The sequence below is a fragment of the Pseudomonas sp. HLG18 genome (assembly GCF_051903985.1).
Classification (GTDB): domain Bacteria; phylum Pseudomonadota; class Gammaproteobacteria; order Pseudomonadales; family Pseudomonadaceae; genus Aquipseudomonas; species Aquipseudomonas fluorescens_BT.
Genome location: NZ_CP195831.1, coordinates 1,697,511 through 1,723,407 on the forward strand (window position 1 = coordinate 1,697,511; position 25,897 = coordinate 1,723,407).

Consider the following 25,897-nt stretch of genomic DNA (forward strand, 5'->3'; position numbering starts at 1 on the left):
CGCCAGGCTTCGTGCAGATCAAGCAGCCTATTGAGCGTTTTCTCTTGCGAGCAGCCATGCTTGCCAAGCCTGCCGATATTTCTCATCTGCACATTTTTTGGCGAGCGAGAACTTGAGCATGGTCTGGGAGGAAAAGGGTTCATCCAGAACGGAGTAGGCTTGATCGCTGAGACGATCAGCTTCAAGAAACAGTGCCTGGCAGTGTTTGATGGCGTCGCTGTTGGCCACATAAGGGTTCGTTGATTCATTGATGGGCATGGCCGTTGACCTTGAGCAGGCAGTTAGTCGAGTCGGGGATGTACAACAACTCCGCTGTCCGGGTTATTCCTCACGGGACCAGCGCACGCTCATGCCATATTCGCTATCGCTGTAGTGGTATTCAGAGTTGCCTTTGAAAGCACCTTTCAGGGCGTGCCCCAGACGATTGGCAAGGTGAATGCCAGTAGTGGTCACGACCAGCTCATCGGCTGCGTCATCGAGCTTGATGATGCGCTCAAGGGGATGCTCGGCCTTTTCCTTTTCCTCAGTGTGTTTAATCAACTGGACGATTTCCCCACGGTGCTGGTGCACGTAGCCGCCGGACAGGGTCAGGATACCTGCAGGCCTGTTGTCTTCTATGCGCCGGCAGGCTGGACAGATCGTTGTTTGCGCACCGTGAACCACGGTGTTTTCCTGGCGTTTCCAGCTCCAGGTTCCCGCGGTATACACGGCCTCGCATTTCGGGCAAACGGCAGGGCCCTCCGTGCGTGCGGCGCTATATGGGTCATGCGAGACGTTCTTGAACAGTTTGTTTTTTTGGCTTTGCTGAAACTTGTCCATGATGTTCCTCCAGAGATGATCAGAACAACTGACGCTTGCTGAAGCGCACCCGCTCATTTCGACGCGATCCGGGTTCCAGCAGGTTGATTTTTATCAACTGTGATGCAAGCGCTGGAGGCGGCTCGAGCCAATGGTCCGCGTTTATGCATGAGGCGACAGGAGGACCGGGCTGCTCAGGGCTTTGTTGATAAAAGTCAACGTCGCCGGGAGTGGTTAATAGACCCTGCTTGAACGTGGAATTGTCAGGAGAGCGATCCGATGGCTCACAGCAAGCTGGTATTTCGCGGCGCCGCCCGCGAGAGGATTCTCAGCGGTGCCACTCAGTTGGCGGATGCCGTGCGCGTGACGCTGGGCCCCAAGTCCAAGTCGGTGCTGATTCAGAATAAATGGGGCAATCCAACAGTCTGCAATGATGGTGTAACCATCGCCAGGCGCATCGACCTGCTGGATCCGGAAGAAAATCTCGGTGCGCAAATGTTGCGTCAGGCTGCCGAGCGCACCGGTGACGCGGTGGGGGACGGTACCAGCACTGCAACGGTGCTGGCCCAGGCCATCCTCGCGGACGGTATCCGCAATGTGGTGGCGGGTGCCAGTGCGATCGACCTCAAACGCGGGCTCGATCGCGGACTCGCTTTGGTTGTGGAGTCGCTGAGGACGCTGTCGCGACCAGTGAGTACGCCCAGGGAAAAGGTCCAGGTCGCGACGCTATCCGCGCATAACGATGCGGTCATTGGCCAACTGGTAGCCGATGCCCTGGAGAAGGTTGGTATTGAAGGAGTGGTCAGCGTCGAGGAGTCAAAAACCACTGAAACGGTGGTCGAGGTCATGGAAGGCATGCGCTTCGACCGAGGTTATGTCTCGCCATATTTCGTCACCGATACCGAAAAGATGCAGGTGGAACTCGATGACGCTTACCTGTTGTTTTGCGACCACAAGATTCTGAATCTCAAGGAGTTGCTGCCCCTGATGGAGCTCGTGGCCAAGAGCGGCCAGCCCCTGGTGTTGATCGCGGATGACATAGAAGGGGAGGCGTTGACCACGCTGGTGGTCAATCAGATACGCGGTGTGCTGCGAGCGGTGGCGATCAAAGCTCCGGGCTTCGGTGACCGGCGCAAGGAGATGCTGCAGGACATGGCCGTTCTGACCGCAGGAACGGTGATTTCCAATGACCTGGGCTTTGCCCTCGAACAGATCGAGTTGAGTCAATTGGGCCGGGCGCATCGGGTGGTGGTGCAAAGGGACAGTTCGGCGTTGATCGGGGGGGCTGGCAATCGCGAGGCCATCGAGGCGCGGATGCAGCAAATCCGCGCACAAATGGAGACAACCACCAGCGACTACGACCGTGAAAAGCTACAGGAACGCTTGGCCAGGCTCTCGGGCGGCGTCGCGGTGGTCCGGGTCGGAGCGCCTTCGGAAGCCGAGATGAAAACCCGCAAGGATGCGTTGGATGACGCCATTTCCGCCACTCGTGCAGCCATCGCCGAAGGCATTGTGCCAGGTGCCGGCATGTCTTTGCTCAAGGCCGTCCCGAAGATTGCCGCCGAGGAGATGCAGTATGAAGGGGATGCCCGCACGGGTCTGCAAATCATGCGGCGCGCTTTGGAGGCGCCGGCCAGGGTCATCGCTGAAAACTCGGCAGTCGATGCCGGCGTCGTTGTCGCGAGGATGTTGGCTGAGCCTGGCAACATTGGCTTCGACGCGTCGGTCAATCGCTACGTCGATCTTTACGAGGCCGGAATCATCGACCCATCCAAAGTGGTGCGGATCGCCCTTGAAAATGCAGTGTCGGTGGCCAGCATCCTGCTGCTGACCGAGGCAATATTGACGGATATTCCGGAGAAAGAGTCGCCGATCCCGCCAGGGTTCAGCGAATGAGGTCCGGCAGTGTCGCCGGGCGTTTGAGCAAGGCCGGTCTCACGACCTGCCTGACGGGAGACAGATCATGAGCCAATATCAACGCCTTTTGCTGATCATCAACCCGCTCCTGCGTCGCTCTCCGGCAATCAACCATGCCGGCGCGCTGGCCAGGGCCAGTGGTGCGACATTGCACATCGTCGCCCTCGTCAAGACGCTGGACATTCTGTGGCTACTTGACGAGGGCAGCAGGAAACAGGTTCGGGAAAGCTATCTTCAGAACCAACGCGACTGGTTGAAGTCCCAGGCGGAGAAACTGTCTGGCCGAGGCGTAGCAGTGACCTGCGAAGTCGCTTGGGCGGACGACATAAAACAGGAGATTTCTGATCACGTTACAGAGTTGAATCCCGACTTGCTTATTAAGGAAGTGCAACACGAGTCACTGCTCAAACGTGCATTCTTCACCCCACTGGACTGGTATCTTTTGCGCCAATGCCAAGTGCCGGTGTACCTGCTTGGCGGCGCGGCCCATGCATTACCGTGCAAGGTTGTAGCCGCGGTCGACGTCTCTACGAACGGCTTGGAAAATAATCGGTTGAACGAGCGCATCATCCAGCAGGCCACTGCGCTGGCTATCCAGTGTGATGCCGAATTGCATCTGTTGTATGCCTATGACGTTTCGCAGGAATACCTGGCAGAACTGGGCGATGGCCTGAAAATCGCCGAACTGACTAAAGGCTTGCGCCGTGAGTTTGAAAAGACCTACCTCGACTGGGCCAGTCAGCATGGCGTACCGGCTGATCGCCGGCATTTTGCGGTGGGGCACCCCGTTGCAGCGCTCAGCGAGTTCACAGACGAGCATCAGGTGGATGTAATCGTCATGGGGCGCGTGCAATTCCACGGTCTAGACAAGCTGCTCGGCAGTACCACCGAACACATTCTGTATCAGGTCCCTTGCAACGTTCTGGCTGTGTAGCACCGCGCCGGAGGTCCCTGTAGGAGGAATGCTCATGAACATTGACCAGGCCATTTCTGGCCGTCATTCGACACGTGAATACACCGCGCAGGCTGTCGATGAAGAGGTCATTGTGCGCTTGATCGGTGCCGCCACCTTGGCGCCAAGTGCGATGAACCAACAACCCTGGCGATTCACCGTGGTTCGCGACCAAGCGTTGCTGGATCGAATTTCACGCGAGGCGAAAGCCTGCATGCTCAAGACGCTGGCACCGGGATCACAATCAGAGCGCTTTCACGCGTTGCTCGATGACGAGCACTTTCAGATTTTCTATCACGCACCGGTACTGATCCTGATCTCGGCTGACGCACCTGGGCAATGGGGGGTCGAAGACTGTGCGCTGGCCGCCCAGAACCTGATGCTCAGTGCCTGTGCAGAAGGACTGGGCACTTGCTGGATCGGTTTTGCCCAGCGGTATCTCAATACTCAACAGGGCAAGCAAATGCTGAATCTTCCACAGGCGTGGGTTCCGGTAGCACCGATCATCGTCGGCCATCCGAAAGCCGCGCCGGCGCCTGTTGCCCATCAGGCACCAGAGATTCGCTGGATTGGTTGATGCACCGCTGAGCATTCATCCGGATGAGCGGGCACGCGCACATTATTGCGACGAGTGATTAACCGGCACGCCGGGTTGGCCATTCATTGACAAAAATCACAGTGCCGGCGCAGGGGGGCCGGATACTTTGAAGGGTGCCGGCGTGTTCCCGGCTCACTCAACTGAGGAGAACCACCATGAACAAGCGTTTATCTGTTGTTGTGCTGAGCGTCCTTCTGGCGATGACGGCGGGGTGCAGTCATAAGCATGTGCAAGAAATGAATGCTCGTATCGATTCGGCACAAGGCGCTGCCGCTGCTGCGCAATCCAGAGCCGATGCCGCGTATTCAAAAGCGGAACAGGCGCAGGCCGCGGCCAGTCAGGCACAACGCACCGCCGATGAGGCCAATGAACGCGCCAGCCGAATGCTTGAAAAGGCGAGTCGCAAATAATGCCCTTCCACCCGGCCATCGTTGCGAGCGGGTTGTGTAAGTGGTTTGGCGAAGGCAGTACGCGCATGAAAGCGGTCGACCAGGTGGCGCTGGTCGCGCAGTTCGGCGAAATGGTGTTTGTCGTCGGCCCCTCGGGTAGCGGCAAGACCACACTATTGAGCATCCTCTCCGGCATCCTGCGACCCGACTCAGGAACGGTGCTGATTAATGGCCTGGACATCTGGAGCCTGAACAGCGACAGATTGGCCGAACTGCGCCTGGATCACATCGGGTTCGTGTTCCAGGACTATCACTTGTTTTCGCGGTTGACGGCGGCCGAGAACGTCGCCATCCCCCTGATCCTTCGGCATCAAAAATGGAACGATGCGCTTTCGAAAGCCCGCCAGAGTCTGGAGGTGGTGGGCCTAAAGGATCGGGGGAACATCTTGCCCATGAAGCTTTCCGGAGGGGAGCAACAGCGCGTTGCCATTGCCAGAGCCATCGTGGGGGAGCCGCAAATCTTGATAATGGACGAGCCCACGGCATCTCTGGATGGGGACACGGGAAAAATGATAATCGCGTTCGTCAAGGAGAGAGTACTCAATCAGCAACGCTGCATCCTTATTGTCACTCACGATGCACGGATCAACGAGTACGCCGACCGTATCATCTACATGACTGACGGCCGAATCAGCGAAACCGGGCATGCCATATCGTGAAAAAGTCCCTGCTGTTTACGCTGGCGGTAGTCGGTGTTCTCGGGGGGCTGATCGCCGCCTATCTGCTCGGGCGGACACCGCAGCCGCTGCCGCCCGCCTTCGCACCAGCGAGCAGCAACGATGCCAGCGCGATCTATGCCAATGGCATCATCGAGGGCGAGCAGCCCGGTGGCAGCAATATCGTGATCTATCCGCAGGTGGCCGCGCCGGTAACTCGGGTGTGGGTGCAGGAGGGGCAGACCGTCAACCGCGGGGAGCCGCTGGTCACACTTGACGACGCGGTGCCACGCGCCAATTTCGAACTGGCCCAGGCCAGTCTGGCCACCGCCCGCGACCAGTACAACAAGCGCTTGGCGTCTTACAACATTGATCCGAAATCGATCAGCAAAGATACCCTGGACACCGCGCGCAATTCCGTGACCCAGGCGCAGGCTGCCCTCAAGGCGTCGGCGGCGTTGCTGGCGCAATACCTCATCAAGGCGCCAGCGGACGGTGTGGTGATGACTGTTAACAGCGCAGTGGGCAGTTATGTATCGCCCCAGGGGGCCTATGACGTTTACACCCAAGGGTTCGCGCCGCTGCTGGTCATGAGCGCCGATCAGGCGCATCTGGCTGTGCGCTGTTATGTGGACGAGATTCTGATCGCCCGTTTACCAGCGCCCGAGCACATGCAGGCGCAGATGCTGATTCACGGCACGGACATCCGTGTGCCGCTGGCCTTCGTGCGGGTGCAGCCTTACGTATCGCCGAAAATCGAGCTGTCCAACCAGCGCCGGGAAAAAGTCGACCTGAGGGTGCTGGCGGTGATTTTTCGCTTCGAGAAGAAAGATCTGCCGAACGTCTACCCGGGGCAGTTGGTGGATGTGTTCATAGGTCAGAAGTAATGGAAAGGGTAGACCGGTTACGCCGCACTGGGCGCTTCTACCTTGCACTGAACCTGTTGCTGGGCAGCGGATGCACGGTCGGCCCGGATTTTTCGCCTCCGGCCACGCCTGTGTCAGAGCGCTATCTGAACGAGCCGCTGTCGGGGACTGTTGCTGCGCAGGGCCAGGCTCAACAGTTCGTGCCCGGCGGTGAGGTCACACCGGACTGGTGGCGCTTTTTCCACTCGACGGCGCTTGATGCACTGGTGCGCCAGGCGATCACCCATAACATGACCTTGCAGGCGGCCGAGGCCAGTTTGCGTCAAAGCCAGAACGCGCTCAGAGCCGGTCACGGGGTCTTCTATCCGCAGCTCGATGCCCGCTTCAGCGCGAGTCGTGAGCGCAGCGCGCCGGTCCAGCAAGGGCTGACGACGGCAGGCTCGATCTTTAACGTGATGATATTCAGTGGCACGATCAGCTACACCCTCGATGTCTTTGGCGGCGAGCGACGTGCCGTGGAGGGCTTGCAGGCCCAGGTCGATCGCCAGACCTGGCTGACTCAGGCGGCCTATCTCACGCTAACGGCCAATGTCGTCAATACGGCCATTGCCCGGGCAGCCTATACCGCGCAGATCGAGGCCACGGAACAATTGATCGGTTTGCAGCGCCAGCAGCTGCAATCCACCCAAGTTCAGGTGCGCAGCGGAACGGTGCCTTATTCGGCGACATTGAGCCTGCAGAGCCTGATCGCGACTAACGAGGCCTCGTTACCGGCGCTGAAACAGAAAGTCAGTCAAAGCGAGCACTTGCTGGCCACGCTCGAAGGCGTGATGCCTGCAGAACTCAAACTTCCCGACATTCGGTTGACAGCACTTTCGTTACCGCACGATCTGCCGGTCAGTCTGCCTTCCGACCTAGTGCGCCAGCGTCCGGATATCCTCACCGCCGAGGCGCAATTGCATCAGGCCAGCGCGCAAATCGGTGTCGCCACGGCGGCTATGTTTCCCAGCTTCAGCTTGAGCGGTACCTACGGGGCGGCTGGGTCGTACACCGGTTCACTGTTTGCCGGTGCCGGACGATTCTGGAACTTCGGGCCGTCGATCGATATTCCGCTGTTTCAGGGAGGGCGCCTGTGGTACAGCCGCCAGTCGGCAATTGACGTCTATCAGCAAGCAGCGGCGAACTACCGACAAGTGGTGCTGGAGTCTTTCGCGCAGGTGGCGGATGTGCTCAGGGCAATAGAGCTCGATGCGCAAACGTTACAGAAGCAGGCCGAGGCGCAGGCCGCTGCCCGAGAGGCCTTGAGATTATTGCAGGCCAACTATCGCTCGGGGTTGGTGACCTATCTGGATCTGCTCGTGGCCGACGTGCAGTTGCATCAGGTCGATATTGCTTACCTTCAAGCATTGGCGCAGCGGCATCAGGACACGGTTGCGTTGTTCGTGGCGCTGGGCGGTGGCTGGTGGAACCGGCCCGATACTGGCATTAGCGGAAACTAGGCATGAAATACAGTGGAATTCTGCGCATCGGGTACAAACTCCTAGTCAATGATCGCGCCAAATTCTCGGCGTTACTGGTGGGTATCACCTTCTCGGTGTTCCTGATGATGCAAATGACCGCCATGTTCGCTGGCATCCTGAACCGCGCCTATTCGACGGTCACCAATGTCGGAGCACCGATGTGGATCATCGATCCGGCGGTCAACACCCCGACGATTGCCATCCCGTTGCCGGACTACCTGCTGGACGCAGTGCGCAGCATGCAGCAGGTGGAATACGCCGTCCCGGTATTCATTGGCAGCGCCCAGGTGCGCCTGGAAAATGGCACATATCAAGGGGTTAGCGTGATTGGTCTGGACGACACCAGCCTGCTCGGTCGTCCGGCCCTGGAGCAGGGCGCCATCGAGGATATCTACGCCGAAAACGCGTTCATCGTGGTTCACGATGCTGAATTCGCAAAACTGGGCAACCCTGCCATCGGTACCTCATTCGAGCTCAACGACCACCGGGGCATCATCGTCGGCATCGCCAGGGTTCTGGTCGGTGGATTGACCGGAGTGCCGACGCTTTACACAACCTACCGGCGTGCCATCGAATACATCCCTACGACACGCTTCACCGTGTCATACATCTTGCTCAAGCCCAGAAGCCGGCAAGGTGAGGCAGCCATCAAGCAGCAAGTGGCGCGGTTGGGCTACATCGCCCTGACCAGGGATGAGTTCAACCGGCGTATTGCCGACTTCTACATCTATCAGACCGGTGTCGGGACCAATATTCTGATGATGACAATCATCAGTTTTCTGGTCGGCCTGTCGATTTCCGGTCAGACGTTCTACAGTTTCATTCTGGAAAACCTGGATAAGTTTGCCGCTTTGAAAGCCATCGGCGCCAAGAACCGGGAGATGGTCTACATGATCTTCTTCATGGCCATGTTCACCGCGATGACCGGTTATGGTCTGGGCATCGGACTGGTGACTCTGATGATCGTCATCGCACGAACCTGTCTTCCCAACTACGCTGCGATCGTCACTTTCTGGAATCTGGGACTGGCGTTTGGTCTGGTGCTGTTGATTGCCGGGTTTTCCAGCTACCTGGGCATTCGCAAGGTGCTGAAGATCGAGCCGTTCGACATTTTCAGAGGCTGAGGCCCAAGAAAAAGCCCCTTGCCGGTTTCCCGGCAAGGGGCATACGTCTGCGGATTCATTCGCCCTTGATCGGCACGACCTTGTCCGCTTTCATCGCTTCGGGTTTTTTCGGCAGCGAGATGCTCAATACGCCTTTGCTGAAGTGCGCATCGATCTTTTCGGCGTCGACCCCTTTGGGCAGGTTGAACACCCGCTCGAAGGAACCGTAGTGACGCTCGCTCAAGTGATAGCCCTTGCGTTTTTCTTCCTTGTCCTCCTTCTTCTCGCCCTTGATGATCAGGCTGCCGTTGGACAGTTTGATCTCGATGTTCTTCTGATCCATGCCGGGCAGTTCGGCGGTGATCTCGAAGCTTTTATCCTTTTCGGTGATGTCCACCGCGGGCATGCTGCGGGAGAACAAGTCACGCGAGAAGAACGGCTCGACATCGAACAGGCCACGACTGAAGGGCGACATCAATGATCCGCGGTTAAAGTCCTCGAACAGGTGGTCAACCTGTTGCCGCAGCTTCTCCAATGGGTGCCAGAGATCGGTCGTCACGGGCACCTTGTTCGATTTTGCGTCCGCATGTTCCTGCATTTTTTTCACGGAATTGCTCATTTTCGGTACTCCTCTCGGATGGAAGGCGCAGCGCCGGACGTCCTGTCGGCGAACCGCGCGGACTGAACGAACTCCTTACAACGTCAACGTCCCGGACCACAGCATCCAGCCGGCGTAGGCCGCTGCGGCCCAGATGATGATCAGCAGACCTGTCTCGGGACCGCCAAGGGGCTGACCCTCACGGGATTTCAGCGTGCCCAGGTAGATCAGTGAGCCGGGGGCGTAGAGCAAGGCGCTGAGCAGCATGTATTTGGGGCCGGCGGCGTACAGCAGCCAGACGCAATACAGCGTGGCGACCAGCGCGATGGTCAGGTCTCGCACTTGCAGGGCGCGATGACCGGCGTAGGTTTCGCCCTGCCAGGTCATTTTCAGTGCATACAGACTGCTGAGCAGGTAGGGCAGCAGGATCATCGAGGTGGCAAGGGAAATCAGTGCCAGGTAACTGGCGCTCGAATACAGCGTCAGCAGCAGAAAAAGCTGGATGCATCCGTTGGTCAGCCACAAGGCGTGGACCGGTACGCCACGGGTGGACTCCACGCCGAGCGACAGTGGCATGACCTTTTCCTTCGCCGGTGTGAACACCGATTCGGCTGCCAGAAGCGTCCAGGCGAGCAGGGCGCCACCGACCGAAACAATCAGGCCGATGCTGATCAGCACGGCACCCCATGGCCCTGCGGCGGCCTGCAGTACGCCGGCCATCGAAGGGTTTTTCAGGGCGGCCAGTTCCGGTTGTTTGAGAATGCCCAGTGACAACAGGGATACCGCAATCAGCAGCAACAGGGTGATGACAAAACCGATGACCGTGGCGCGTCCGACATCGGCGCGTTCTGCGGCGCGGGCAGAAAACACATTGGCGCCTTCGATGCCGATAAACACCCAGACCGTCACCAGCATCGTGCTTTTGACCTGGTCGAGGGTGCTGCCCAGCGCCGGTGCGCCCCAGAAGTCCATGGTGAACGTGTCGCGCCGGAACGCCGCGATCACAAAACCGATGAACAACAGCAGCGGCACAATCTTGGCTGCGGTGCTCAGGGCGTTGGCACGGGCCGCCGTGCGCATGCCCCGCAGGATCATCCAGTGCAACGACCAGAGCACGACCGATGCACCGGCAATCGCTGCCTTGTTATTGCCGTCGCCAAATGCCGGAAAGAAGTAACTCAGCGCGGCAAACAGAATCACCAGATAGCTGACGTTGCCGATCCAGGCACTGATCCAGTAGCCCCAGGCAGAGTTGAAACTGAGAAAGTCACCGCCCAGTGCCCGGGCGTAGGCGAACACACCGTTATCCAGTGCCGGCTGGCGGTTGGACAAACTCTGATAGACCAGAGCCAGGGACAGCATGCCGACCCCGGTGATCAGCCAGCCGATCAGGATCGCCCCGGCCCCGGCGCTGGCGGCCATGTTCTGCGGCAGGCTGAAAATGCCACTGCCGATCATCGAACCCACCACCAGCGCCACCAGCAGGCTCAGCGTCAGGCGCCTGGGCTCGCTCTTGCGCAAACTGCCGGTCAGTGGCGAATGCTGGGCGGGGGTAGCGCCCGGTTGAACGTCTTGCAGTTGAGTAGCCATGACGCGCCTCCACGAGACAGGATGGTCGGCATTGGCCGCGGACGCGGTAATGCGGACCTCGAGGATTAATCTCGGCGAGAAACGCGCAGGCGTGTTTGATTAAAATCAACTGAGAGAAAAACGCCGCGCCGGTCGCAGGTGACGATCAACCGGTCGCGGCTCGCGCCGCAGGCAAGTCGAGGGCTTTCAGCAGCGTTCTGCAGGGAAGGGAAGCAGGAGGGCTTACGCCCGGTCCATTGCTTCGTCCAGCCCTTGTTCTTCACCCAGAAACCCACCGCTTTGATGTTGCCAGAGGCGTGCGTAAGTGCCGTTTCGTTCCAGCAGCTCGGCGTGGGTGCCTTGTTCGATGATGCGGCCCTCGTCCATGACGATCAGTCGATCCATGGCCGCAATCGTCGACAAACGATGGGCGATGGCGATGACGGTCTTGCCCTGCATCATGTCATCGAGGCTTTCCTGGATGGCGACTTCGACTTCGGAGTCCAGGGCACTGGTGGCCTCGTCGAGCAGCAGGATCGGCGCATTCTTGAGCATCACCCGGGCGATGGCGATACGTTGCCGCTGACCGCCGGACAGCTTGATGCCGCGTTCGCCCACCAGCGTGTCGTAACCGGTGTGTCCCTGGCGGTCGCTCAATTGGCTGATGAAACCGTCTGCCTGGGCGCTGATCGCCGCGCTGCGGACCTGCGCATCGGTGGCGTCCGGGCGACCGTAGGCGATGTTGTCGCGAATCGAGCGGTGCAGCAGCGACGTATCCTGCGTGACCATGCCGATGGCGCTGCGCAGACTGTCCTGGGTTACTTGCGCGATGTTTTGCCCGTCGATGCGAATCGTACCGCTGTCCACGTCATAGAAGCGCAGCAGCAGGTTGATCAGCGTTGATTTGCCGGCACCGGAACGACCCACCAGACCGATTTTTTCCCCGGCGCGGATGTGCAGGCTCAAGCCGTCGAGCACCTGGCGCTCACCGTTGTAGTTGAAGTGCACGTTGTCGAAGGTCACGGCGCCGCCGGAAGGCACCAGCACGCCGGCGTTCGGCGCGTCCTGTACTTTCGGGCCCCGGGTCAGGGTTTCCATGCCGTCCTGCACGGTGCCGATGTTTTCGAACAGCGACGTCATCTGCCACATGATCCAGTGGGACATGCCATTGATCCGCAACGCCATGGCGGTGATTGCCGCCACCGCACCCGCGCCGACCTGGCCCTGGTGCCAGAGCCAGAGCGCATAACCACCGGCGCCAAGAATCAGCCCGACCACCAGTGCCTGATTGACGATCTCGAACTGGCTGACCAGACGCATCTGGCGAAAACCGGTGTGCTTGAAATCCTCCATCGCTGCGCGCGCGAAATGCGCTTCACGGTTGGAGTGCGAGAACAATTTCACCGTGGTGATGTTGGTGTAAGCGTCGGAAATCCGCCCCGTCATCGACGAGCGTGCATGGGCCTGTTCCTGCCCGACCTGTCCCAGACGCGGCACGAAATACAGCATCGCCAACCCGAACAGCGCGACCCAGGCAAGAAAGGGCAGCATGAGTTTCAGGGCAAAACCACCGGCCAGTGCGATGATCGCAATGAAGTAAACACCGATGCCGGGGGCAATTTCGATGACGGTGAACAGCACTTCGCGCACCGCCAGCGCGGTCTGCATCACTTTGGTCGTGACCCGGCCGGAGAATTCGTCCGAGAAGAACGAAAGGCTTTGTCGCAGCATCAGGCGATGGAAGTCCCAGCGCAGCCGCAGCGGTAGATTGATCGCCAATATCTGGTGCTGCACCATCGTGCGCAACGCCACCAGACCGATGCTGGTCAGCAACACAATGGCGATGCCCCACAACACCCGACGCTCCTGCGCACTCTGGGCGCCACCGGCCTGCCAGGCCGAGAGCAGGTCCACGACTTGCCCGAGAAACGAAAACAGCCAGGCCTCGTAGATCGACACGCCGGCACTGAGCAGCGCCAGCGCAAGGACATAACCCCGGGCACCCCGGGTGCAGGCCCACAGAAAACGCAACAGGCCTGCGGGCGGTGGCGGTGCCTCGTCGGGTGGGAAAGGGTCGAGCCTGCGTTCAAACACGCGAAGCATAGTGGTCTCCGAAATGATCAGTTTCAGGGGAGTATGCCATTTTCGTCATTGCCCCCGGATAAGAGGACAACAGCCGCACGGCCGAGTTTGACCGCAGGGCGTTTCTCAATACTATCCAGCAGGCACGCAGCAGCGAGGCGTAACGGGCAGTCTGGCGATCCCCGGCTTATGGCACAGATGGATCATGGCCAGGCTCAAAGCAGGTCTTCGGGCTGCATCGTCAGAATGATTTTCCCGACGTTTTCAGAAGACTCCATTCGACGGTGAGCATCTGCAGCCCGTGATAACGCAAACGTGCTATCGACGACTGGCTCAAGGCTGCCGGCACCCTCGAAGCGATCAAGCCAGTGCTCGCGGAAACGCTTGATCATGGCGTGCTTCTCCGGTTGCGTGCGGGACTTCATGACCGTGCCGATGATTTGCAAGTGGCGGTAAAGAATGTCCTCCAGCGCCACCGTCATGTTGCCGCCTCCGCCAAGGATGCCCACCTGAATCAGGCGACCGCCGCGTGCAAGGGACGCGATGTTGCGGGCGAAGTAGGGCTCACCGATAAAGTCGATGATCACATCGACACCGCGACCCTGGGTTTTGTCGGCGATCACCTCAGCGAAATCCTGCGTCTTGTAGTCGATCGCCACATCAGCGCCCAAATGCTCGACACGCGCCAACTTGCTGCGATCGGTCGTCGCATACACCGTGGCACCGGTGGCGTAAGCCAACTGCACAGCGGCAGAGCCGACGCCGCCGGCTGCCGCATGAATCAACACTGAATCGCCAGCCTTGAGCCGAGCCAGGTGCATCATCGCTTCATGGGCCGTGACGAAGACCTCGGGAATGGCCGCCGCCTGTACATAATCAAGCTGTGCCGGGATGTGCATGGCCATGCGGTAATCGATGCGCGCCAACTCGGCGTAAGCACCGCCGCCGACCACGCCCATGACTCGATCTCCCACCTCGAACCCCGTCACCGAGCTCCCTTTGCCGATCACTTCGCCGGCGATTTCCAGACCGATGATCAGCGAGTCGCCAAAATTCGGATGCCCGTATCCACCGGTCCGGTGAGTCAGGTCCGCACGGTTCACCCCGGCGGCATAGACACGCATCAGCAGGTCGTCCGGACGGACTTCAGGATTGGCAACCTCTACGAGTTCCAGGACGTCTGGCGCACCAAACGCTTTGATGTTGATGGCTTTCATTCAGTTGTTCTCCGTTTCGTTGAACGTGGCGTTGGCGATAGCCGATGCGGTGATGGCGCCAGGGAAGCCTACATAGAACGCCAGGTGCGTGATCGCCGCCGCCATTTCGTCTTGGGTCACACCGTTGCCAGCCGCCCGGCGTAGGTGAGCAGGCAACTCCTCCGAGTGACCACCGGCAATCAATGCCGCCACGGTGATCAGGCTACGGTCGCGCGGGGACAGCGCCGGATCGCTCCAGATGTGCGGATAAAGCGTTGAGTCGACGAATTGCGACAGCTTCGGTGTGAACGCGCGCGCGGCTTCCCGAGGACTTTTGAAATTGAGCTTGGACATGGGCGAGTTCCTTAAACCTGGCTGATGAATTTGTGGGTGAGATAGTGCTCGATGCCTTCAATGCCGCCTTCGGAGCCGTGACCGCTTTCTTTCATGCCGCCGAACGGGAGCTCGGTCGCGACGATGCGATATTGGTTGATCCCGATCATCCCGGCCTCCAATCCGTCGGCAACGTCAATGGCCGTGCGCGCGCTGGAGGTGAACGCGTAAGCGGAGAGTCCGTAGGGCAGGCGGTTGGCTTCTTGCAGTCCATCGGCCAGTTCATCGAACGGCATCAGCACGGCGATGGGGCCAAAAGGCTCTTCGTGCATGACACGGGCGTTCATCGGCACATCCGTCAGAACCGTGGGCTGGAAGAAGTAGCCTTCGCCTGACAAGGCTTCACCACCGACCAATACCCGTGCACCTTTCTCAACGGCATCGGCGACCAGCTCTTCCATCTTGGCCAGCTGTCTTGGGTTGGCCAGCGGTCCGACCTGGGTGTCCGGATGCAGACCGTCACCGATCCTTAGCGCTTGGGTCGCCGATACAAAGTGATCGACAAAGGCTTGATAGGCGCCACGCTGGATCAGAAACCGGGTGGATGAAATACATACCTGCCCGGTGCCGCGAAACCGGTTGGCGACGCCCTCAACGGCAGCTTTTTCAATGTCGGCATCCTCGAAGACCAGCACCGGTCCGTGCCCACCCAGTTCAAGGGTGATGGGTTTCACGCCTTCGGCAGCGCGTGCAGACAGCAGGCGCCCGATCGGTACTGAGCCGGTGAAGGTCACTTTGCGAATGATCGGCGAAGCGATCAGATGGCTGGACACTTGATCCGGTACGCCAAAGACCACTTGCAACACACCCTTGGGCAATCCTGCATCGTCGAGTGCACGCGCCAGGGCCAGCGCTGTGGAGGGGCTTTCTTCACCCGGTTTGAGAATGACGCTGCAACCGGCGGCCAGTGCTGCCGAGAGCTTGCGTGCCGGGGTGATGGCCGGGAAATTCCACGGTGTGAATGCGGCCACCGGGCCGATGGCCTGGCGTTTGACCAGTTGCAATACGCCTGGACGATTGGACGGGACCACACGGCCATCGATACGCCGGGCGCTTTCGGCGAACCATTCGAAATACTCCGCCGCGCGGGTGACTTCATCCAGGCTTTCATTCAGCGGCTTGCCTTCCTCCAAGGTCATCTGCGCGGCAATCTGCGGCGCACGTTCGAGGATCAGGTCAGCGGCACGCTTGAGGATCTTGGCGCGTTTGTCAGGCACAGTCTGACGCCATTGCTCGAAGCTCAGGCGAGTCACTTCAAGGGCGTGATCAAGGTCGTCTGCGGTGGCGAGAGGGACGCGTCCGATTTCCCGACCGGTTGCCGGATTGACGACGGCGGCAGTATCGCGCCCTTCGGCACCGATCCATTCACCACCGATGAAAAGATAAAGCGGATTGTAGGAAGTCTTCATGCTGTGTCCTTCAGTTGGTTGTCAGAGATTCGTATGAAACCCGGCGCCTGATCAGGCGGCCTGTGCAACCCAGTCTATGGAAGGAGAGCCCATCGATTTAGACGGGCCAAAGGGAATCATTGTTGTCGGCAGAGGTAATATCGAGCCGCGGGCCGAACGTGTAGCATCCGGAAAAAAGCGGGTTGTCACGGTGAGCGTCAGATCTACAGGAAGGTTGCGATGGATAAGCTTTCGAACATGTCGGTGTACATAAAGGTTGTCGAGATGGGCAGTTTCACGGCCGTGGCCAATCATCTGGACTCAACGGTCGGTAACGTATCGCGTGCTGTCTCCGCGCTTGAAAACGTGCTCGATGCGCGCCTGTTGCAACGCTCGACCCGACGCCTCTCGGTCACCGATGCGGGGCGACGTTTCTATGAGCGCTGCACGAAAATTCTGGCTGATCTGGAGAGTGCCGAAGCCGAAGCCAGCAATGCCGCGCTGGAGCCTCGGGGAACAATGCGTGTGCATTGCGTCCCCGGGCTGGCTCGGCATCTGGTCACGGGGGCGGTGCTGGAGTACCGCCGGCAGTTCCCGGAGGTGACGGTGGATTTATTGCTCTCGCAACGCATGCCGAACCTGTTGGAGGACCAACTGGATGTCTCGATTCTGATTGCTCGAGCGCTACCCGATTCGGCGTACGTCAGCCAAAAGATCGGTGTCAGCCATTGTGTGCTGGTGGCGTCACCTGACTACCTGGCCCGACATGCGGCTCCCGAGACGCCTGAAGACCTGCGTGATCACCAGTGTCTGCTGTTGGGCACCGTGGATTATGTGCGGGATGAGTGGCAGCTCAGGAGCAAGGCGGGGGACGCGACGTTTGTCCCGACAGGGCCAAGTTTCAGCGTCAACGATATGGATGCGATGGCACATGCCATTCGAGAGGGGGCGGGGATTGGTTTGCTGGCCGGGTTCACGGCCATCGAGGATTTGCGTTCCGGGAAGCTTGTGCGGGTTCTGCCTGACTACCACACCTATGAGCGCAACGTTTACGCCGTCTATACCTCCCGGCAGTTCGTCGATGCAAAAATCACGCGCTTTATCGACACGTTGAAGGATCGGGTTGGCAGTCTGCTGGCAGCCACGGCCAAAGAACTTATCGATTGAAATCCTGGTAGGTCATGTGCGTCGGTACGGCTGCGCAAACATCCGGCACCGGGTCTTCAGAGATGCCCTTGGCGACATCAAGGTGGCTGCCGTAGGCGTATTGCTCGATCTGTCGAGTCTTTGCAGTACCGTCGTGTGCCGCTGTCACAGAGCTGAGGGTATGCGAATGTTCGATTCGTGACTATATGTTTCATTGGTCACGATTTGTAAGTCCTCGAGAGGGTGAGTAAGCTACGCCCATGAATCAGCCATCCCTATCTTCGCCCGGCCCTCGTGGCCCAGTCGATCACGACATTCGTGATCAGATTGTCGCGGCAGCCAATGAACACTTCAGCCAATACGGCTATGGCAAAACCACGGTTTCCGATCTGGCCAGGGCCATTGGTTTTTCCAAGGCGTACATCTATAAGTTCTTTGATTCCAAACAGGCGATCGGCGAAGCGATCTGCTCAAACTGTCTGGGCCAAATCGTTGCAGCGGTAGAACAGGCTGTTAACGCAGAGGCGATTTCGCCGACCGAGCGTTTCCGCCGCCTGGTGAAAACCGTGATAGCAACGGGTGTGGACCTGTTCTTCAATGATCGCAAGCTCTACGACATCGCTGCATTTTCCGCCGCGGAGCGCTGGCCCAGTGCCCAGATGTATGAAGACCAGATCAAGCGCTTTATCTTCGACATCGTGCGTGAAGGGCGGGAGCTCGGAGAGTTCGAGCGCAAGACCCCACTGGACGAGACCGTCGAGGCGATTCATCTGGCCTTGCGCCCCTTCGTCAACCCGTTGCTGCTGCAGCACAATCTGGATTTTATCGAGGTAGCGCCCACGCTGACCTCCAACCTCATTCTGCGTAGCCTGATGCCCTGAGCCAACTCGGATCACCAGTTCAGGTGAGCTGAGCCAGAGCGCGACATCCCCCAACCGGATTTCCTGTTACCGGCACATGCGTGCCGGTACGGCTTTGAATTCTGCTTCATGTGACCATTGACTGAAATGGTCACTTGGATAGTATGGCTTCGCTGTCTTTCTCGATGTTGTTTTTCAGTGATCCCATAGAGTCCAGATAATGAAAAAAATAATGCTCAAGAACCCCCTCGGCCTGGCCGTTGCGCTGGTGTCCTCCAATGTGTTGGCCGGGGGTTTTGCCCTCAACGAACAAAGCATCAGCGGGATGGGGTCCGGTTTTGCCGGGCGATCTTCATCAGCCGAAGACGCCAGTACGATCTACGGCAATCCGGCAGGCATGGCGCGGCTTAAACGAGAGCAGGTGAGCGTGGGGGCGGCGACGCTGTTCGCCAAATCGGACATCAGCCAGACACGCAGTACGTTTGGGGGAAAGGAAGACGGCGACATGGTGCCCACCACCACAGTACCGATGGGGTATTACGTCAAACCGATCGATGAACATTGGGCATTCGGTGTCGGGTTCTATGTGCCTTTCGGGCTGATCACCGACTACGGCAGTGGTTTTGCCGGACGCTATTACGCCAACAAAAGTGAAGTCACCACACTGACCTTTCAACCGACCATCAGTTACGCGTTTAACGAAAAGGTATCGATCGGATTCGGGCCGACCATCAATCGTATCGGCGGAGAGATATCGGGCATGGTACCCAATCCACTCAGCCCGGGGCGCAATGACGGCAAACTCAAAAGCACCGGCGATGACACCGCACTGGGCTTCAATGCTGGCGTGCTGGTGCAGGCGACCGAACAGACCCGCCTGGGCCTGACGTATCACTCCAAAGTCAGTTACCACCTGGATGCCAAAACCAAGGTCACCGATGGCATCTTCAGCGTACTGGGCGTCAGCGGCCGTAGTTACGACGCATCGCTGGATGTCGACACGCCTGAGTCAGTGGACTTTTCGCTGACGCATCAATTCAACAACGACTGGACGCTTTATGTGGGCAGTACCTGGACGCGCTGGAGCCGCTTCAAGGAGCTGACGATTGAGAACAGCGGCTTGCCGCCCTTGCTCAGCGGTCAATTGGGGACGATCAGCGAAGAGCAGAACTGGCATGACACCTGGGCTCACGCGATCGGTGCGGCCTATCAATTGAACAGCCAATGGGTGCTGCGTGGCGGGTTTTCGGTCGATCAGTCACCCGCCAACAACACCAATCGGGGGCCGCGCATTCCGACGGGCGACCGTAAGGTTGTCAGCATCGGTGCCGGCTGGACACCCGTGGACAATGTCACGATCGATCTCGCGTATTCCTATCTTTGGGAGGAAAGCGTGGAGGTCAACGACACCTCGGCAGCGAGAGGTGCCTACAGTGCCAAGTACAAGAACAGTGCCAGCGGGTTCGGAACGTCGGTCAGTTACCGCTTCTAGTTGAGCGCTATCAAGCCAAATGCGGATCGGGAGTACACGTGTCTCCCGACTCTTGAAACGATCTGGGGTTGCTGCTCAGCGCGCCGCTACAGAACCCGGCTCAACGGGTTGCCATCCTCCACCGAGCGACTTGAATACTGCCACCGCCGCACGGGCCGATTCAGTCCGCGCCTGCGCTCTGGCGTCGGAGGCCTGCAACAATGTTTCGTCGGCGTGCAGGACATCGATCAGGCTGGCGGTGCCTCTTTCATAGGCGGTGAACGAGGACTGGCGAGCTTGAGTCAGCGCCGCTTCGCCCCCGGTAAGGGTAGTGGTCTGGGCTTGCCGGTTCACCAGTGAGGACAGCGCGTTCTCTACGTCTTCGGTGGCGCGCAGTACCGACTGGCGATAGACCGCCAATGCTTCAGATTCCTGACCTTTGGCCTGATCGATCTGGGCGTTGATGCGTGCGAAGTCGAATAGCCTCCAGCGCAAACCCAGCACACCGGCCGACTGGCTTGCGCCGCCGGTGAAAAGATTGCCACCGGATACGGCTGTCGCGCTGCCGAGCAAGGCGCTGAGTGAAAATTTCGGGTAGTACTCGGCAATGGCTTCACCGATGCGCGCGTTGGAGGCCGCAAGACGGCGTTCGGCCACGATCAGATCCGGTCTGCGCCGCAGCAGATCTGCCGGTGTGCCCAGCGCAGTCAACGACGGCACATCGGGAATTTCGCCCTCACGTGCCAGTTGCGTGCGGTGAGAGCCGGGAGGCGTGCCGAGCAGCACGTCCATCGCATTCATGGCTGCTTCCAGACCGCTTTGCAGTACCGGAACGGTCGCCTGGACTTGCGACAATTCACCCTCGGCCTGACGCACCTGGTAGTCCGCGGCCAGGCCCTTGCCGTAAAGCAACCGGACTTTCTCCAGCAACGCGTGTCGGGTGTCGACTTGCCGGTTTGCAATATCCAGCCGTGCCTGTAATCCGCGCAGGGTGATGTAGATATCGGCCGTTTGCGCGGCGATCGCCAGCCGTGTAGCGGTGAAGCCCGCTGCTGAGGCCTGGTACTCGGCCAGTGCTGCCTCACGTCCACGGCGCAGCCCACCAAAGACATCGACTTCCCAGCCCGCCTCGAGGTTGGCCTCGTAAGAATTGCCATAACGGTCATAGCCAGGTGTTGAATTCAACACCTGGCCCAGTGGCGTCTCGACGGACTGATAAGCGCGTGCCGCCTGTGCGTTGATGTTTGCCGAGGGCAGCAGTGCTGCGTTTGCGGCTCCCAGGCCGGCCCTTGCCTGGGTTACGCGCGCCGACGCTTGTGCCAGATCCAGATTCTGCTGCAGTGCCTGGTTGATGAAGTCGGTCAGCAGCGGATCATTAAAGTTTTTCCACCAGGCGGCGAGACCGTCCGGTGTCAATCCGGATCGCGGTTCGACAGCGGGCTGCCCCAGGTAATGGTCCGAAAGCGGGGCGTCTGGACGACGGTAATCCGGACCCACCGCACAACCTGCCACGAAGCTGGCGGTAACCAAAAGAGTAATCGTACGGAGGGGAGGCATTGGCGTTCCTTAACGAGGTTTGTGACCATAATACGTATTGGTCACAACGTGTCAATCAAGGGTGATTGAACGTATTGGCCGATTAAACGGGTATTTCAGGCAAGCATGATAAAGCCGAAGCGTCGGACACTTCATATTCAGTGACTGTTGACGATAGTGGTCACAAGGTCGAGAATATGATGACCATCCTATTTCTAGTAAGGGAACCTATGCGCCGGCTCCGAATTTTCCCCATCGCCGCATGCCTGTTGCCACTCGCCCTGGTAGCGTGCGGTGATTCTTCCTCCGTAGTCGACCCGCGTACTCAAGCGCCTTTGGTCCGGGCCACCGCCGTTCAGGCAGCGGCCGACGGTTCCCGATCTTTTACGGGGGTGGTGACGGCGCGCATTCAGGGCGACCTGGGCTTTCGCGTATCGGGGAAGGTGCTTGAGCGTCTGGTTGACACGGGGCAGACCGTCAAGCGCGGTCAGCCGTTGATGCGGCTTGATCCCATCGACTTGGGGTTGCAGGCGCGCGCGCAGCAGGAGACGGTCATCGCCGCACGGGCCCGCGCCAGGCAGACAGCCGATGACGAAGCCCGCTATCGCACCCTGGTCAGCGCCGGCGCCATTTCCGCATCGGCCTACGATCAGATCAAAGCCGCCGCAGATACCGCCAAGGCGCAACTAAGCGCCGCTGAAGCTCAAGCGGACGTTGCACGCAACGCTTCCGGTTATGCGGTGCTGGTCGCCGATGCCGATGGCGTTGTGGTGGAAACACTCGCCGAACCCGGACAAGTCGTCAGCCCGGGACAACCGGTGGTTCGACTGGCGCGGGCAGGGCAACGCGAGGCCATCGTGCACTTGCCCGAGACGTTGCGTCCCGCAGCAGGATCCACCGCTCAAGCTACGCGCTACGGCGACGTTTCGGGGGCTGTTACCGCGAAACTGAGGTTGCTTTCGGATTCGGCGGACCGCACGACGCGTACGTTCGAGGCCCGCTATGTACTGGAAGGCGCGCTGGCCAATGCACCGATAGGTTCGACAGTCACTATCAGAATAGCGGAGGGCTCGACACCTGCCGCGTCGTTGCAAGTGCCCATTGCCGCGCTTTACGACGCCGGTAAAGGCCCTGGAGTGTGGGTTATCGGCGGCACCCCGCCAACCGTGACCTGGCGACCGGTTCAGGTGCTGGGGTTGAGCGACGAATCGGCCCGAGTGGCCGGCGACCTTCGCGTTGGCGAGCAAATCGTTGCGCTGGGCGCTCATCTGTTGCGCGAAGGTGAGTCAGTAAGAATGCCTGTGCCTGATGCGGCCACCGTCGCCGGGAGTCGTCCATGAGCGAAGGACGATTCAACATTTCCGCCATCGCCGTTCGCGAGCGGGCGATTACAGTCTTTCTGATTTTCCTGATTGCCGTTGCCGGCATCCTGGCGTTCTTCCAGTTGGGGCGTGCCGAAGACCCTCCTTTTACAGTCAAGCAGTTGACCGTCATCACGGCGTGGCCGGGGGCGACCGCACAAGAGATGCAGGATCAGGTCGCAGAACCCCTGGAAAAACGCCTGCAAGAGCTCAAATGGTACGACCGCTCGGAAACCTATACGCGGCCGGGGCTCGCTTTCACGATGGTCTCGTTGCTCGATAGCACGCCCCCTGCGCAAGTGCAGGAGGAGTTCTATCAGGCGCGTAAAAAACTCGAAGATGAAGCCATCAAGTTGCCGGCGGGCGTCATCGGGCCAATGGTCAATGATGAGTATTCGGACGTGACCTTTGCGCTGTTCGCCCTGAAAGCCAAAGGCGAGCCCCAGCGCTTGCTGGTCCGCGATGCTGAGTCGATGCGCCAGCGCCTGTTGCATGTGCCGGGGGTGAAGAAGGTCAACATCATCGGCGAACAAGCCGAACGGATATTTGTTTCGTTCTCTCATGACCGGTTGGCGACCCTGGGCTTGTCACCGCAGGACATCTTCGCCGCGCTGAACAGTCAGAACGCGCTGACCCCGGCCGGATCAATCGAAACCAGCGGGCCACAGATTCTTCTGCGTCTCGATGGTGCGTTCGACAAACTGCAGAAAATCCGCGACACCCCTGTGGTCGTGCAAGGGCGGACACTCAAGCTGTCTGATGTGGCGACGGTCGAACGCGGTTATGAAGACCCGGCCACCTTTCTGGTGCGCAATAACGGCGAAGATGCGCTGTTGCTCGGCGTAGTGATGCGCGAGGGCTGGAATGGTCTTGATCTGGGCAAGGCGCTGGAAGCCGAGACCGCAAGGATCAATGAGGAAATGCCACTAGGCATGAGCCTCTCGAAGGTCACCGACCAGGCTGTGAACATCGACTCTGCCGTCGGCGAGTTCATGGTCAAATTCTTCGTCGCGCTGCTGGTGGTCATGCTCGTCTGCTTTCTCAGCATGGGCTGGCGTGTCGGCGTGGTGGTCGCCGCCGCCGTACCTTTGACCCTGGCGATCGTGTTTGTGGTGATGGCAGCCACCGGCAAGAACTTCGACCGTATTACCCTCGGGTCGTTGATCCTGGCGCTGGGGCTGCTGGTCGATGACGCGATCATTGCCATTGAAATGATGGTGGTGAAAATGGAGGAGGGCTACGATCGCATCAAGGCGTCTGCCTATGCCTGGAGCCACACGGCGGCGCCGATGCTGTCCGGAACCCTGGTGACGGCGATCGGTTTTTTGCCGAACGGTTTCGCTCAGTCAACCGCCGGCGAATACACCAGCAACATGTTCTGGATCGTGGGCATCGCTCTCATCGCTTCGTGGGTCGTGGCCGTGGCGTTTACCCCTTATCTGGGCGTGAAACTGTTGCCGGACATCAAGGCAGTCGAGGGTGGACACGCGGCCATCTACAACACGCCGCGATACAACCGCTTCCGCCGGGTTCTGACCCGGGTCATCGCGCGCAAATGGTGGGTCGCGGGCATGGTTACCGCGCTGTTCTTCGTGGCGGCGGCGGGCATGGGGCTGGTGAAGAAACAATTCTTCCCGACCTCTGACCGTCCCGAAGTCATGATCGAGGTGCAAATGCCCTACGGCACTTCCATCGAGCAGACCAGCGCCACGGCTGCCAAAGTCGAAGCCTGGCTGCGCCAGCAAGACGAGGCAAAAATCGTCACGGCTTATATTGGCCAAGGGGCGCCGCGTTTCTTTCTGGCGATGGCGCCGGAACTGCCCGATCCGTCGTTCGCCAAGATCGTGGTGCTGACCGACAGTCAGGAGGCACGGGAAACCCTCAAATTGCGTTTTCGTGACGCGGTCGCTCAAGGGCTCGCCCCTGAGGCGCGCCTCAGGGCATCGCAGATTGTGTTTGGTCCTTATTCGCCATTTCCAGTGGCTTACCGGGTGATGGGGCCTGATCCGGCCAAGTTGCGCGTGATCGCCGAGCAGGTGCGGGGCGTGATGCAAGACAGCCCGATGATGAGAACCGTGAACACTGATTGGGGGCCGCTGACTCCGTCGTTGCATTTCAACCTGGATCAGGACCGTCTGCAGGCAGTGGGGCTGACATCGACTGCGGTTGCACAGCAATTGCAATTTCTGCTCAGCGGAGTACCGATCACGGCGGTGCGTGAAGATATTCGTTCAGTGCAGGTCATGGGGCGGGCAGCGGGCGATATACGGCTCGATCCGCAACAAATCGAAGGCTTCACTTTAGTCGGTGCGTCGGGACAGCGAATCCCCTTGTCGCAGATCGGCGAGGTCGATGTGCGCATGGAGGATCCGATCCTGCGCCGGCGTGATCGCACCCCGACCATCACCGTGCGCGGCGACATTGCCGAGGACTTGCAGCCACCGGATGTTTCCAGTGCGCTGCTGAAGCAACTGCAGCCGATCATCGAGAAGCTGCCTTCCGGTTACCGGATCGAGCAGGCGGGCGCGATCGAAGAGTCCGGCAAGGCCGGCAAGGCGATCCTGCCGTTGTTGCCGATCATGATTGCCATGACCCTGGTCATCATCATTGTGCAGGTCCGTTCGATCTCGGCGATGATCATGGTGTTCCTTACCTCGCCGTTAGGGTTGATTGGTGTGGTGCCGACACTGCTCATCTTCAGTCAGCCGTTTGGCATCAATGCGCTGGTCGGTTTGATTGCACTGTCGGGGATCCTGATGCGCAATACGCTGATTCTGATCGGTCAGATTCATCACAACGCGCAAGAAGGGCTGGATCCGTTTCACGCTGTCGTCGAAGCCACGGTGCAACGTGCACGACCGGTACTGTTGACGGCCCTGGCGGCAATCCTGGCGTTTATTCCCCTGACACACTCGGTGTTCTGGGGGACGCTGGCCTATACCCTGATTGGCGGCACGCTCGTCGGCACCATCATGACGCTGGTGTTCCTGCCCGCGATGTACTCGATCTGGTTCAAGATCCGTCCTGACCATAAGGGGCAAACTGAAAAATAAATCCGACACAGGTATAAAAGCTTGAAATCGAGGCCCGCTTTGTCGTGCCTCTTTGCCCCCCTTACTACTCATCTTTTGACTGGTCACGTCTGGCAGGATCACTGACAGTTTTGTCGTTTATCCGAACGTGCGTATTGGCCGTGGCAGACATTCACGCTGATCCGCTTCTGGCCGTAAGCTGCCTACGGACGTCACCGAATACCCATTGTGGATGAGTTCTGAGTTTCTTGATCCAGGCTGGAACGCTGGAATGGAACGGGAGGGTTGCGGAAATAGCTGAAAAGATGCGGAAACGATCCAGAAAGGGAGGTCCAAAAAACGCGAGTTCCAGAAACGACAAAGCCCTGAATAATCAGGGCTTTGAAGTACTAAATATGGCGGAGGC

The 25,897-nt window shown here is 59.3% G+C and carries 23 protein-coding genes; 13 read left to right on the top strand and 10 right to left on the bottom strand.

The window, feature by feature from the left end; translation table 11 throughout:
- Positions 1 to 27: 27 nt before the first annotated feature.
- Together ACSPX5_RS07735 and ACSPX5_RS07740 are read right to left on the bottom strand one after the other, a co-directional pair.
- Positions 28 to 258, bottom strand: coding sequence for a hypothetical protein (locus ACSPX5_RS07735; RefSeq protein ID WP_169430149.1), 231 nt, complete (start codon positions 256 to 258; stop codon positions 28 to 30).
- A gap of 63 nt (positions 259 to 321) precedes the next feature.
- Positions 322 to 819 carry a BCAM0308 family protein gene (locus ACSPX5_RS07740; RefSeq protein ID WP_439821347.1) on the bottom strand — a complete coding sequence of 166 codons (498 nt, stop codon included), beginning with the start codon at positions 817 to 819 and terminating at the stop codon, positions 322 to 324.
- Between the two features lie 258 nt (positions 820 to 1,077).
- Here ACSPX5_RS07740 and groL point away from each other — a divergent pair, with 258 nt between their 5' ends.
- The 8 genes from groL to ACSPX5_RS07780 all read left to right on the top strand — a co-directional run bounded on the left by groL (position 1,078) and on the right by ACSPX5_RS07780 (position 8,880).
- The gene (gene groL, locus ACSPX5_RS07745; RefSeq protein WP_085702069.1) at positions 1,078 to 2,694 is read left to right on the top strand and encodes a chaperonin GroEL; all 1,617 of its coding nucleotides are present in this window, start codon (positions 1,078 to 1,080) and stop codon (positions 2,692 to 2,694) included.
- Between the two features lie 67 nt (positions 2,695 to 2,761).
- Positions 2,762 to 3,649, top strand: a complete 888-nt coding sequence (locus ACSPX5_RS07750) for a universal stress protein (RefSeq protein ID WP_323161439.1) — start codon at positions 2,762 to 2,764, stop codon at positions 3,647 to 3,649.
- A 34-nt stretch (positions 3,650 to 3,683) separates the two neighbouring features.
- Complete coding sequence (locus ACSPX5_RS07755; protein ID WP_323161438.1) at positions 3,684 to 4,244, top strand: nitroreductase family protein; 561 nt, start codon at positions 3,684 to 3,686, stop codon at positions 4,242 to 4,244.
- A 176-nt stretch (positions 4,245 to 4,420) separates the two neighbouring features.
- Positions 4,421 to 4,675: an Lpp/OprI family alanine-zipper lipoprotein gene (locus tag ACSPX5_RS07760; protein ID WP_323161437.1), complete on the top strand. Its 255-nt coding sequence runs from the start codon at positions 4,421 to 4,423 to the stop codon at positions 4,673 to 4,675.
- Positions 4,676 to 4,740: 65 nt separating this feature from the next.
- Complete coding sequence (locus ACSPX5_RS07765) at positions 4,741 to 5,373, top strand: ABC transporter ATP-binding protein (RefSeq protein WP_323161436.1); 633 nt, start codon at positions 4,741 to 4,743, stop codon at positions 5,371 to 5,373.
- A complete protein-coding gene (locus tag ACSPX5_RS07770; protein WP_169430155.1) occupies positions 5,370 to 6,257 on the top strand; it encodes an efflux RND transporter periplasmic adaptor subunit in 888 nt (295 codons plus the stop codon). Before ACSPX5_RS07765 ends, ACSPX5_RS07770 begins: the two co-directional genes overlap by 4 nt.
- Complete coding sequence (locus ACSPX5_RS07775) at positions 6,257 to 7,735, top strand: efflux transporter outer membrane subunit (RefSeq protein ID WP_439821348.1); 1,479 nt, start codon at positions 6,257 to 6,259, stop codon at positions 7,733 to 7,735. The genes ACSPX5_RS07770 and ACSPX5_RS07775 overlap by 1 nt, the downstream gene beginning before the upstream one ends.
- 2 nt (positions 7,736 to 7,737) lie before the next feature.
- Positions 7,738 to 8,880, top strand: a complete 1,143-nt coding sequence (locus tag ACSPX5_RS07780; protein WP_169430157.1) for an ABC transporter permease — start codon at positions 7,738 to 7,740, stop codon at positions 8,878 to 8,880.
- Positions 8,881 to 8,935: 55 nt separating this feature from the next.
- Here ACSPX5_RS07780 and ACSPX5_RS07785 read toward each other — a convergent pair whose 3' ends face one another.
- The 6 genes from ACSPX5_RS07785 to ACSPX5_RS07810 all read right to left on the bottom strand — a co-directional run bounded on the left by ACSPX5_RS07785 (position 8,936) and on the right by ACSPX5_RS07810 (position 16,106).
- On the bottom strand, positions 8,936 to 9,478 hold the full coding sequence (locus ACSPX5_RS07785) for an Hsp20/alpha crystallin family protein (RefSeq protein ID WP_323161433.1): 543 nt from the start codon (positions 9,476 to 9,478) through the stop codon (positions 8,936 to 8,938).
- Between the two features lie 75 nt (positions 9,479 to 9,553).
- Complete coding sequence (locus ACSPX5_RS07790) at positions 9,554 to 11,047, bottom strand: basic amino acid/polyamine antiporter (protein ID WP_169430159.1); 1,494 nt, start codon at positions 11,045 to 11,047, stop codon at positions 9,554 to 9,556.
- 222 nt (positions 11,048 to 11,269) lie between these two features.
- A complete protein-coding gene (locus ACSPX5_RS07795; RefSeq protein ID WP_169430160.1) occupies positions 11,270 to 13,129 on the bottom strand; it encodes an ABC transporter ATP-binding protein in 1,860 nt (619 codons plus the stop codon).
- Between the two features lie 194 nt (positions 13,130 to 13,323).
- Positions 13,324 to 14,325 carry an NAD(P)H-quinone oxidoreductase gene (locus ACSPX5_RS07800; protein WP_439821349.1) on the bottom strand — a complete coding sequence of 334 codons (1,002 nt, stop codon included), beginning with the start codon at positions 14,323 to 14,325 and terminating at the stop codon, positions 13,324 to 13,326.
- The gene (locus ACSPX5_RS07805) at positions 14,326 to 14,658 is read right to left on the bottom strand and encodes a carboxymuconolactone decarboxylase family protein (protein ID WP_169430162.1); all 333 of its coding nucleotides are present in this window, start codon (positions 14,656 to 14,658) and stop codon (positions 14,326 to 14,328) included.
- 11 nt (positions 14,659 to 14,669) lie between these two features.
- Complete coding sequence (locus ACSPX5_RS07810) at positions 14,670 to 16,106, bottom strand: NAD-dependent succinate-semialdehyde dehydrogenase (protein WP_439821350.1); 1,437 nt, start codon at positions 16,104 to 16,106, stop codon at positions 14,670 to 14,672.
- 219 nt (positions 16,107 to 16,325) lie between these two features.
- Here ACSPX5_RS07810 and ACSPX5_RS07815 point away from each other — a divergent pair, with 219 nt between their 5' ends.
- Positions 16,326 to 17,252, top strand: coding sequence for a LysR family transcriptional regulator (locus tag ACSPX5_RS07815; protein ID WP_169430164.1), 927 nt, complete (start codon positions 16,326 to 16,328; stop codon positions 17,250 to 17,252).
- Here the strand turns inward: ACSPX5_RS07815 and ACSPX5_RS07820 are convergent.
- Entirely contained in the window at positions 17,242 to 17,400 is a 159-nt protein-coding gene (locus ACSPX5_RS07820; RefSeq protein WP_439821351.1) for a DUF2790 domain-containing protein, read from the bottom strand. The genes ACSPX5_RS07815 and ACSPX5_RS07820 overlap by 11 nt on opposite strands.
- A gap of 91 nt (positions 17,401 to 17,491) precedes the next feature.
- On the opposite strand from ACSPX5_RS07820, the gene ACSPX5_RS07825 reads away from it, so the two are divergent.
- Both ACSPX5_RS07825 and ACSPX5_RS07830 read left to right on the top strand, forming a co-directional pair.
- The gene (locus ACSPX5_RS07825) at positions 17,492 to 18,112 is read left to right on the top strand and encodes a TetR/AcrR family transcriptional regulator (RefSeq protein WP_439821352.1); all 621 of its coding nucleotides are present in this window, start codon (positions 17,492 to 17,494) and stop codon (positions 18,110 to 18,112) included.
- A gap of 199 nt (positions 18,113 to 18,311) precedes the next feature.
- Positions 18,312 to 19,583: an OmpP1/FadL family transporter gene (locus tag ACSPX5_RS07830; RefSeq protein ID WP_439821353.1), complete on the top strand. Its 1,272-nt coding sequence runs from the start codon at positions 18,312 to 18,314 to the stop codon at positions 19,581 to 19,583.
- 75 nt (positions 19,584 to 19,658) lie between these two features.
- On the opposite strand, the gene ACSPX5_RS07835 is transcribed toward ACSPX5_RS07830, so the two are convergent.
- Complete coding sequence (locus tag ACSPX5_RS07835; protein ID WP_439821354.1) at positions 19,659 to 21,119, bottom strand: efflux transporter outer membrane subunit; 1,461 nt, start codon at positions 21,117 to 21,119, stop codon at positions 19,659 to 19,661.
- Between the two features lie 209 nt (positions 21,120 to 21,328).
- Between ACSPX5_RS07835 and ACSPX5_RS07840 the strand changes: the two genes are divergently transcribed.
- Both ACSPX5_RS07840 and ACSPX5_RS07845 read left to right on the top strand, forming a co-directional pair.
- Positions 21,329 to 22,438 carry an efflux RND transporter periplasmic adaptor subunit gene (locus tag ACSPX5_RS07840; RefSeq protein ID WP_439821355.1) on the top strand — a complete coding sequence of 370 codons (1,110 nt, stop codon included), beginning with the start codon at positions 21,329 to 21,331 and terminating at the stop codon, positions 22,436 to 22,438.
- Positions 22,435 to 25,512: an efflux RND transporter permease subunit gene (locus tag ACSPX5_RS07845; protein ID WP_439821356.1), complete on the top strand. Its 3,078-nt coding sequence runs from the start codon at positions 22,435 to 22,437 to the stop codon at positions 25,510 to 25,512. Before ACSPX5_RS07840 ends, ACSPX5_RS07845 begins: the two co-directional genes overlap by 4 nt.
- Positions 25,513 to 25,897: the final 385 nt, after the last annotated feature.

What these genes read in the sequence shown, in the direction of transcription:
- ACSPX5_RS07735 (WP_169430149.1), bottom strand. Translation starts at nt 258, where the DNA reads ATGCCCATCAATGAATCAACGAACCCTTATGTGGCCAACAGCGACGCC.
- ACSPX5_RS07740 (WP_439821347.1), bottom strand. Translation starts at nt 819, where the DNA reads ATGGACAAGTTTCAGCAAAGCCAAAAAAACAAACTGTTCAAGAACGTC.
- groL (WP_085702069.1), top strand. Translation starts at nt 1,078, where the DNA reads ATGGCTCACAGCAAGCTGGTATTTCGCGGCGCCGCCCGCGAGAGGATT.
- ACSPX5_RS07750 (WP_323161439.1), top strand. Translation starts at nt 2,762, where the DNA reads ATGAGCCAATATCAACGCCTTTTGCTGATCATCAACCCGCTCCTGCGT.
- ACSPX5_RS07755 (WP_323161438.1), top strand. Translation starts at nt 3,684, where the DNA reads ATGAACATTGACCAGGCCATTTCTGGCCGTCATTCGACACGTGAATAC.
- ACSPX5_RS07760 (WP_323161437.1), top strand. Translation starts at nt 4,421, where the DNA reads ATGAACAAGCGTTTATCTGTTGTTGTGCTGAGCGTCCTTCTGGCGATG.
- ACSPX5_RS07765 (WP_323161436.1), top strand. Translation starts at nt 4,741, where the DNA reads ATGAAAGCGGTCGACCAGGTGGCGCTGGTCGCGCAGTTCGGCGAAATG.
- ACSPX5_RS07775 (WP_439821348.1), top strand. Translation starts at nt 6,257, where the DNA reads ATGGAAAGGGTAGACCGGTTACGCCGCACTGGGCGCTTCTACCTTGCA.
- ACSPX5_RS07780 (WP_169430157.1), top strand. Translation starts at nt 7,738, where the DNA reads ATGAAATACAGTGGAATTCTGCGCATCGGGTACAAACTCCTAGTCAAT.
- ACSPX5_RS07785 (WP_323161433.1), bottom strand. Translation starts at nt 9,478, where the DNA reads ATGAGCAATTCCGTGAAAAAAATGCAGGAACATGCGGACGCAAAATCG.
- ACSPX5_RS07790 (WP_169430159.1), bottom strand. Translation starts at nt 11,047, where the DNA reads ATGGCTACTCAACTGCAAGACGTTCAACCGGGCGCTACCCCCGCCCAG.
- ACSPX5_RS07795 (WP_169430160.1), bottom strand. Translation starts at nt 13,129, where the DNA reads ATGCTTCGCGTGTTTGAACGCAGGCTCGACCCTTTCCCACCCGACGAG.
- ACSPX5_RS07800 (WP_439821349.1), bottom strand. Translation starts at nt 14,325, where the DNA reads ATGAAAGCCATCAACATCAAAGCGTTTGGTGCGCCAGACGTCCTGGAA.
- ACSPX5_RS07805 (WP_169430162.1), bottom strand. Translation starts at nt 14,658, where the DNA reads ATGTCCAAGCTCAATTTCAAAAGTCCTCGGGAAGCCGCGCGCGCGTTC.
- ACSPX5_RS07810 (WP_439821350.1), bottom strand. Translation starts at nt 16,106, where the DNA reads ATGAAGACTTCCTACAATCCGCTTTATCTTTTCATCGGTGGTGAATGG.
- ACSPX5_RS07815 (WP_169430164.1), top strand. Translation starts at nt 16,326, where the DNA reads ATGGATAAGCTTTCGAACATGTCGGTGTACATAAAGGTTGTCGAGATG.
- ACSPX5_RS07825 (WP_439821352.1), top strand. Translation starts at nt 17,492, where the DNA reads ATGAATCAGCCATCCCTATCTTCGCCCGGCCCTCGTGGCCCAGTCGAT.
- ACSPX5_RS07830 (WP_439821353.1), top strand. Translation starts at nt 18,312, where the DNA reads ATGAAAAAAATAATGCTCAAGAACCCCCTCGGCCTGGCCGTTGCGCTG.
- ACSPX5_RS07835 (WP_439821354.1), bottom strand. Translation starts at nt 21,119, where the DNA reads ATGCCTCCCCTCCGTACGATTACTCTTTTGGTTACCGCCAGCTTCGTG.
- ACSPX5_RS07840 (WP_439821355.1), top strand. Translation starts at nt 21,329, where the DNA reads ATGCGCCGGCTCCGAATTTTCCCCATCGCCGCATGCCTGTTGCCACTC.
- ACSPX5_RS07845 (WP_439821356.1), top strand. Translation starts at nt 22,435, where the DNA reads ATGAGCGAAGGACGATTCAACATTTCCGCCATCGCCGTTCGCGAGCGG.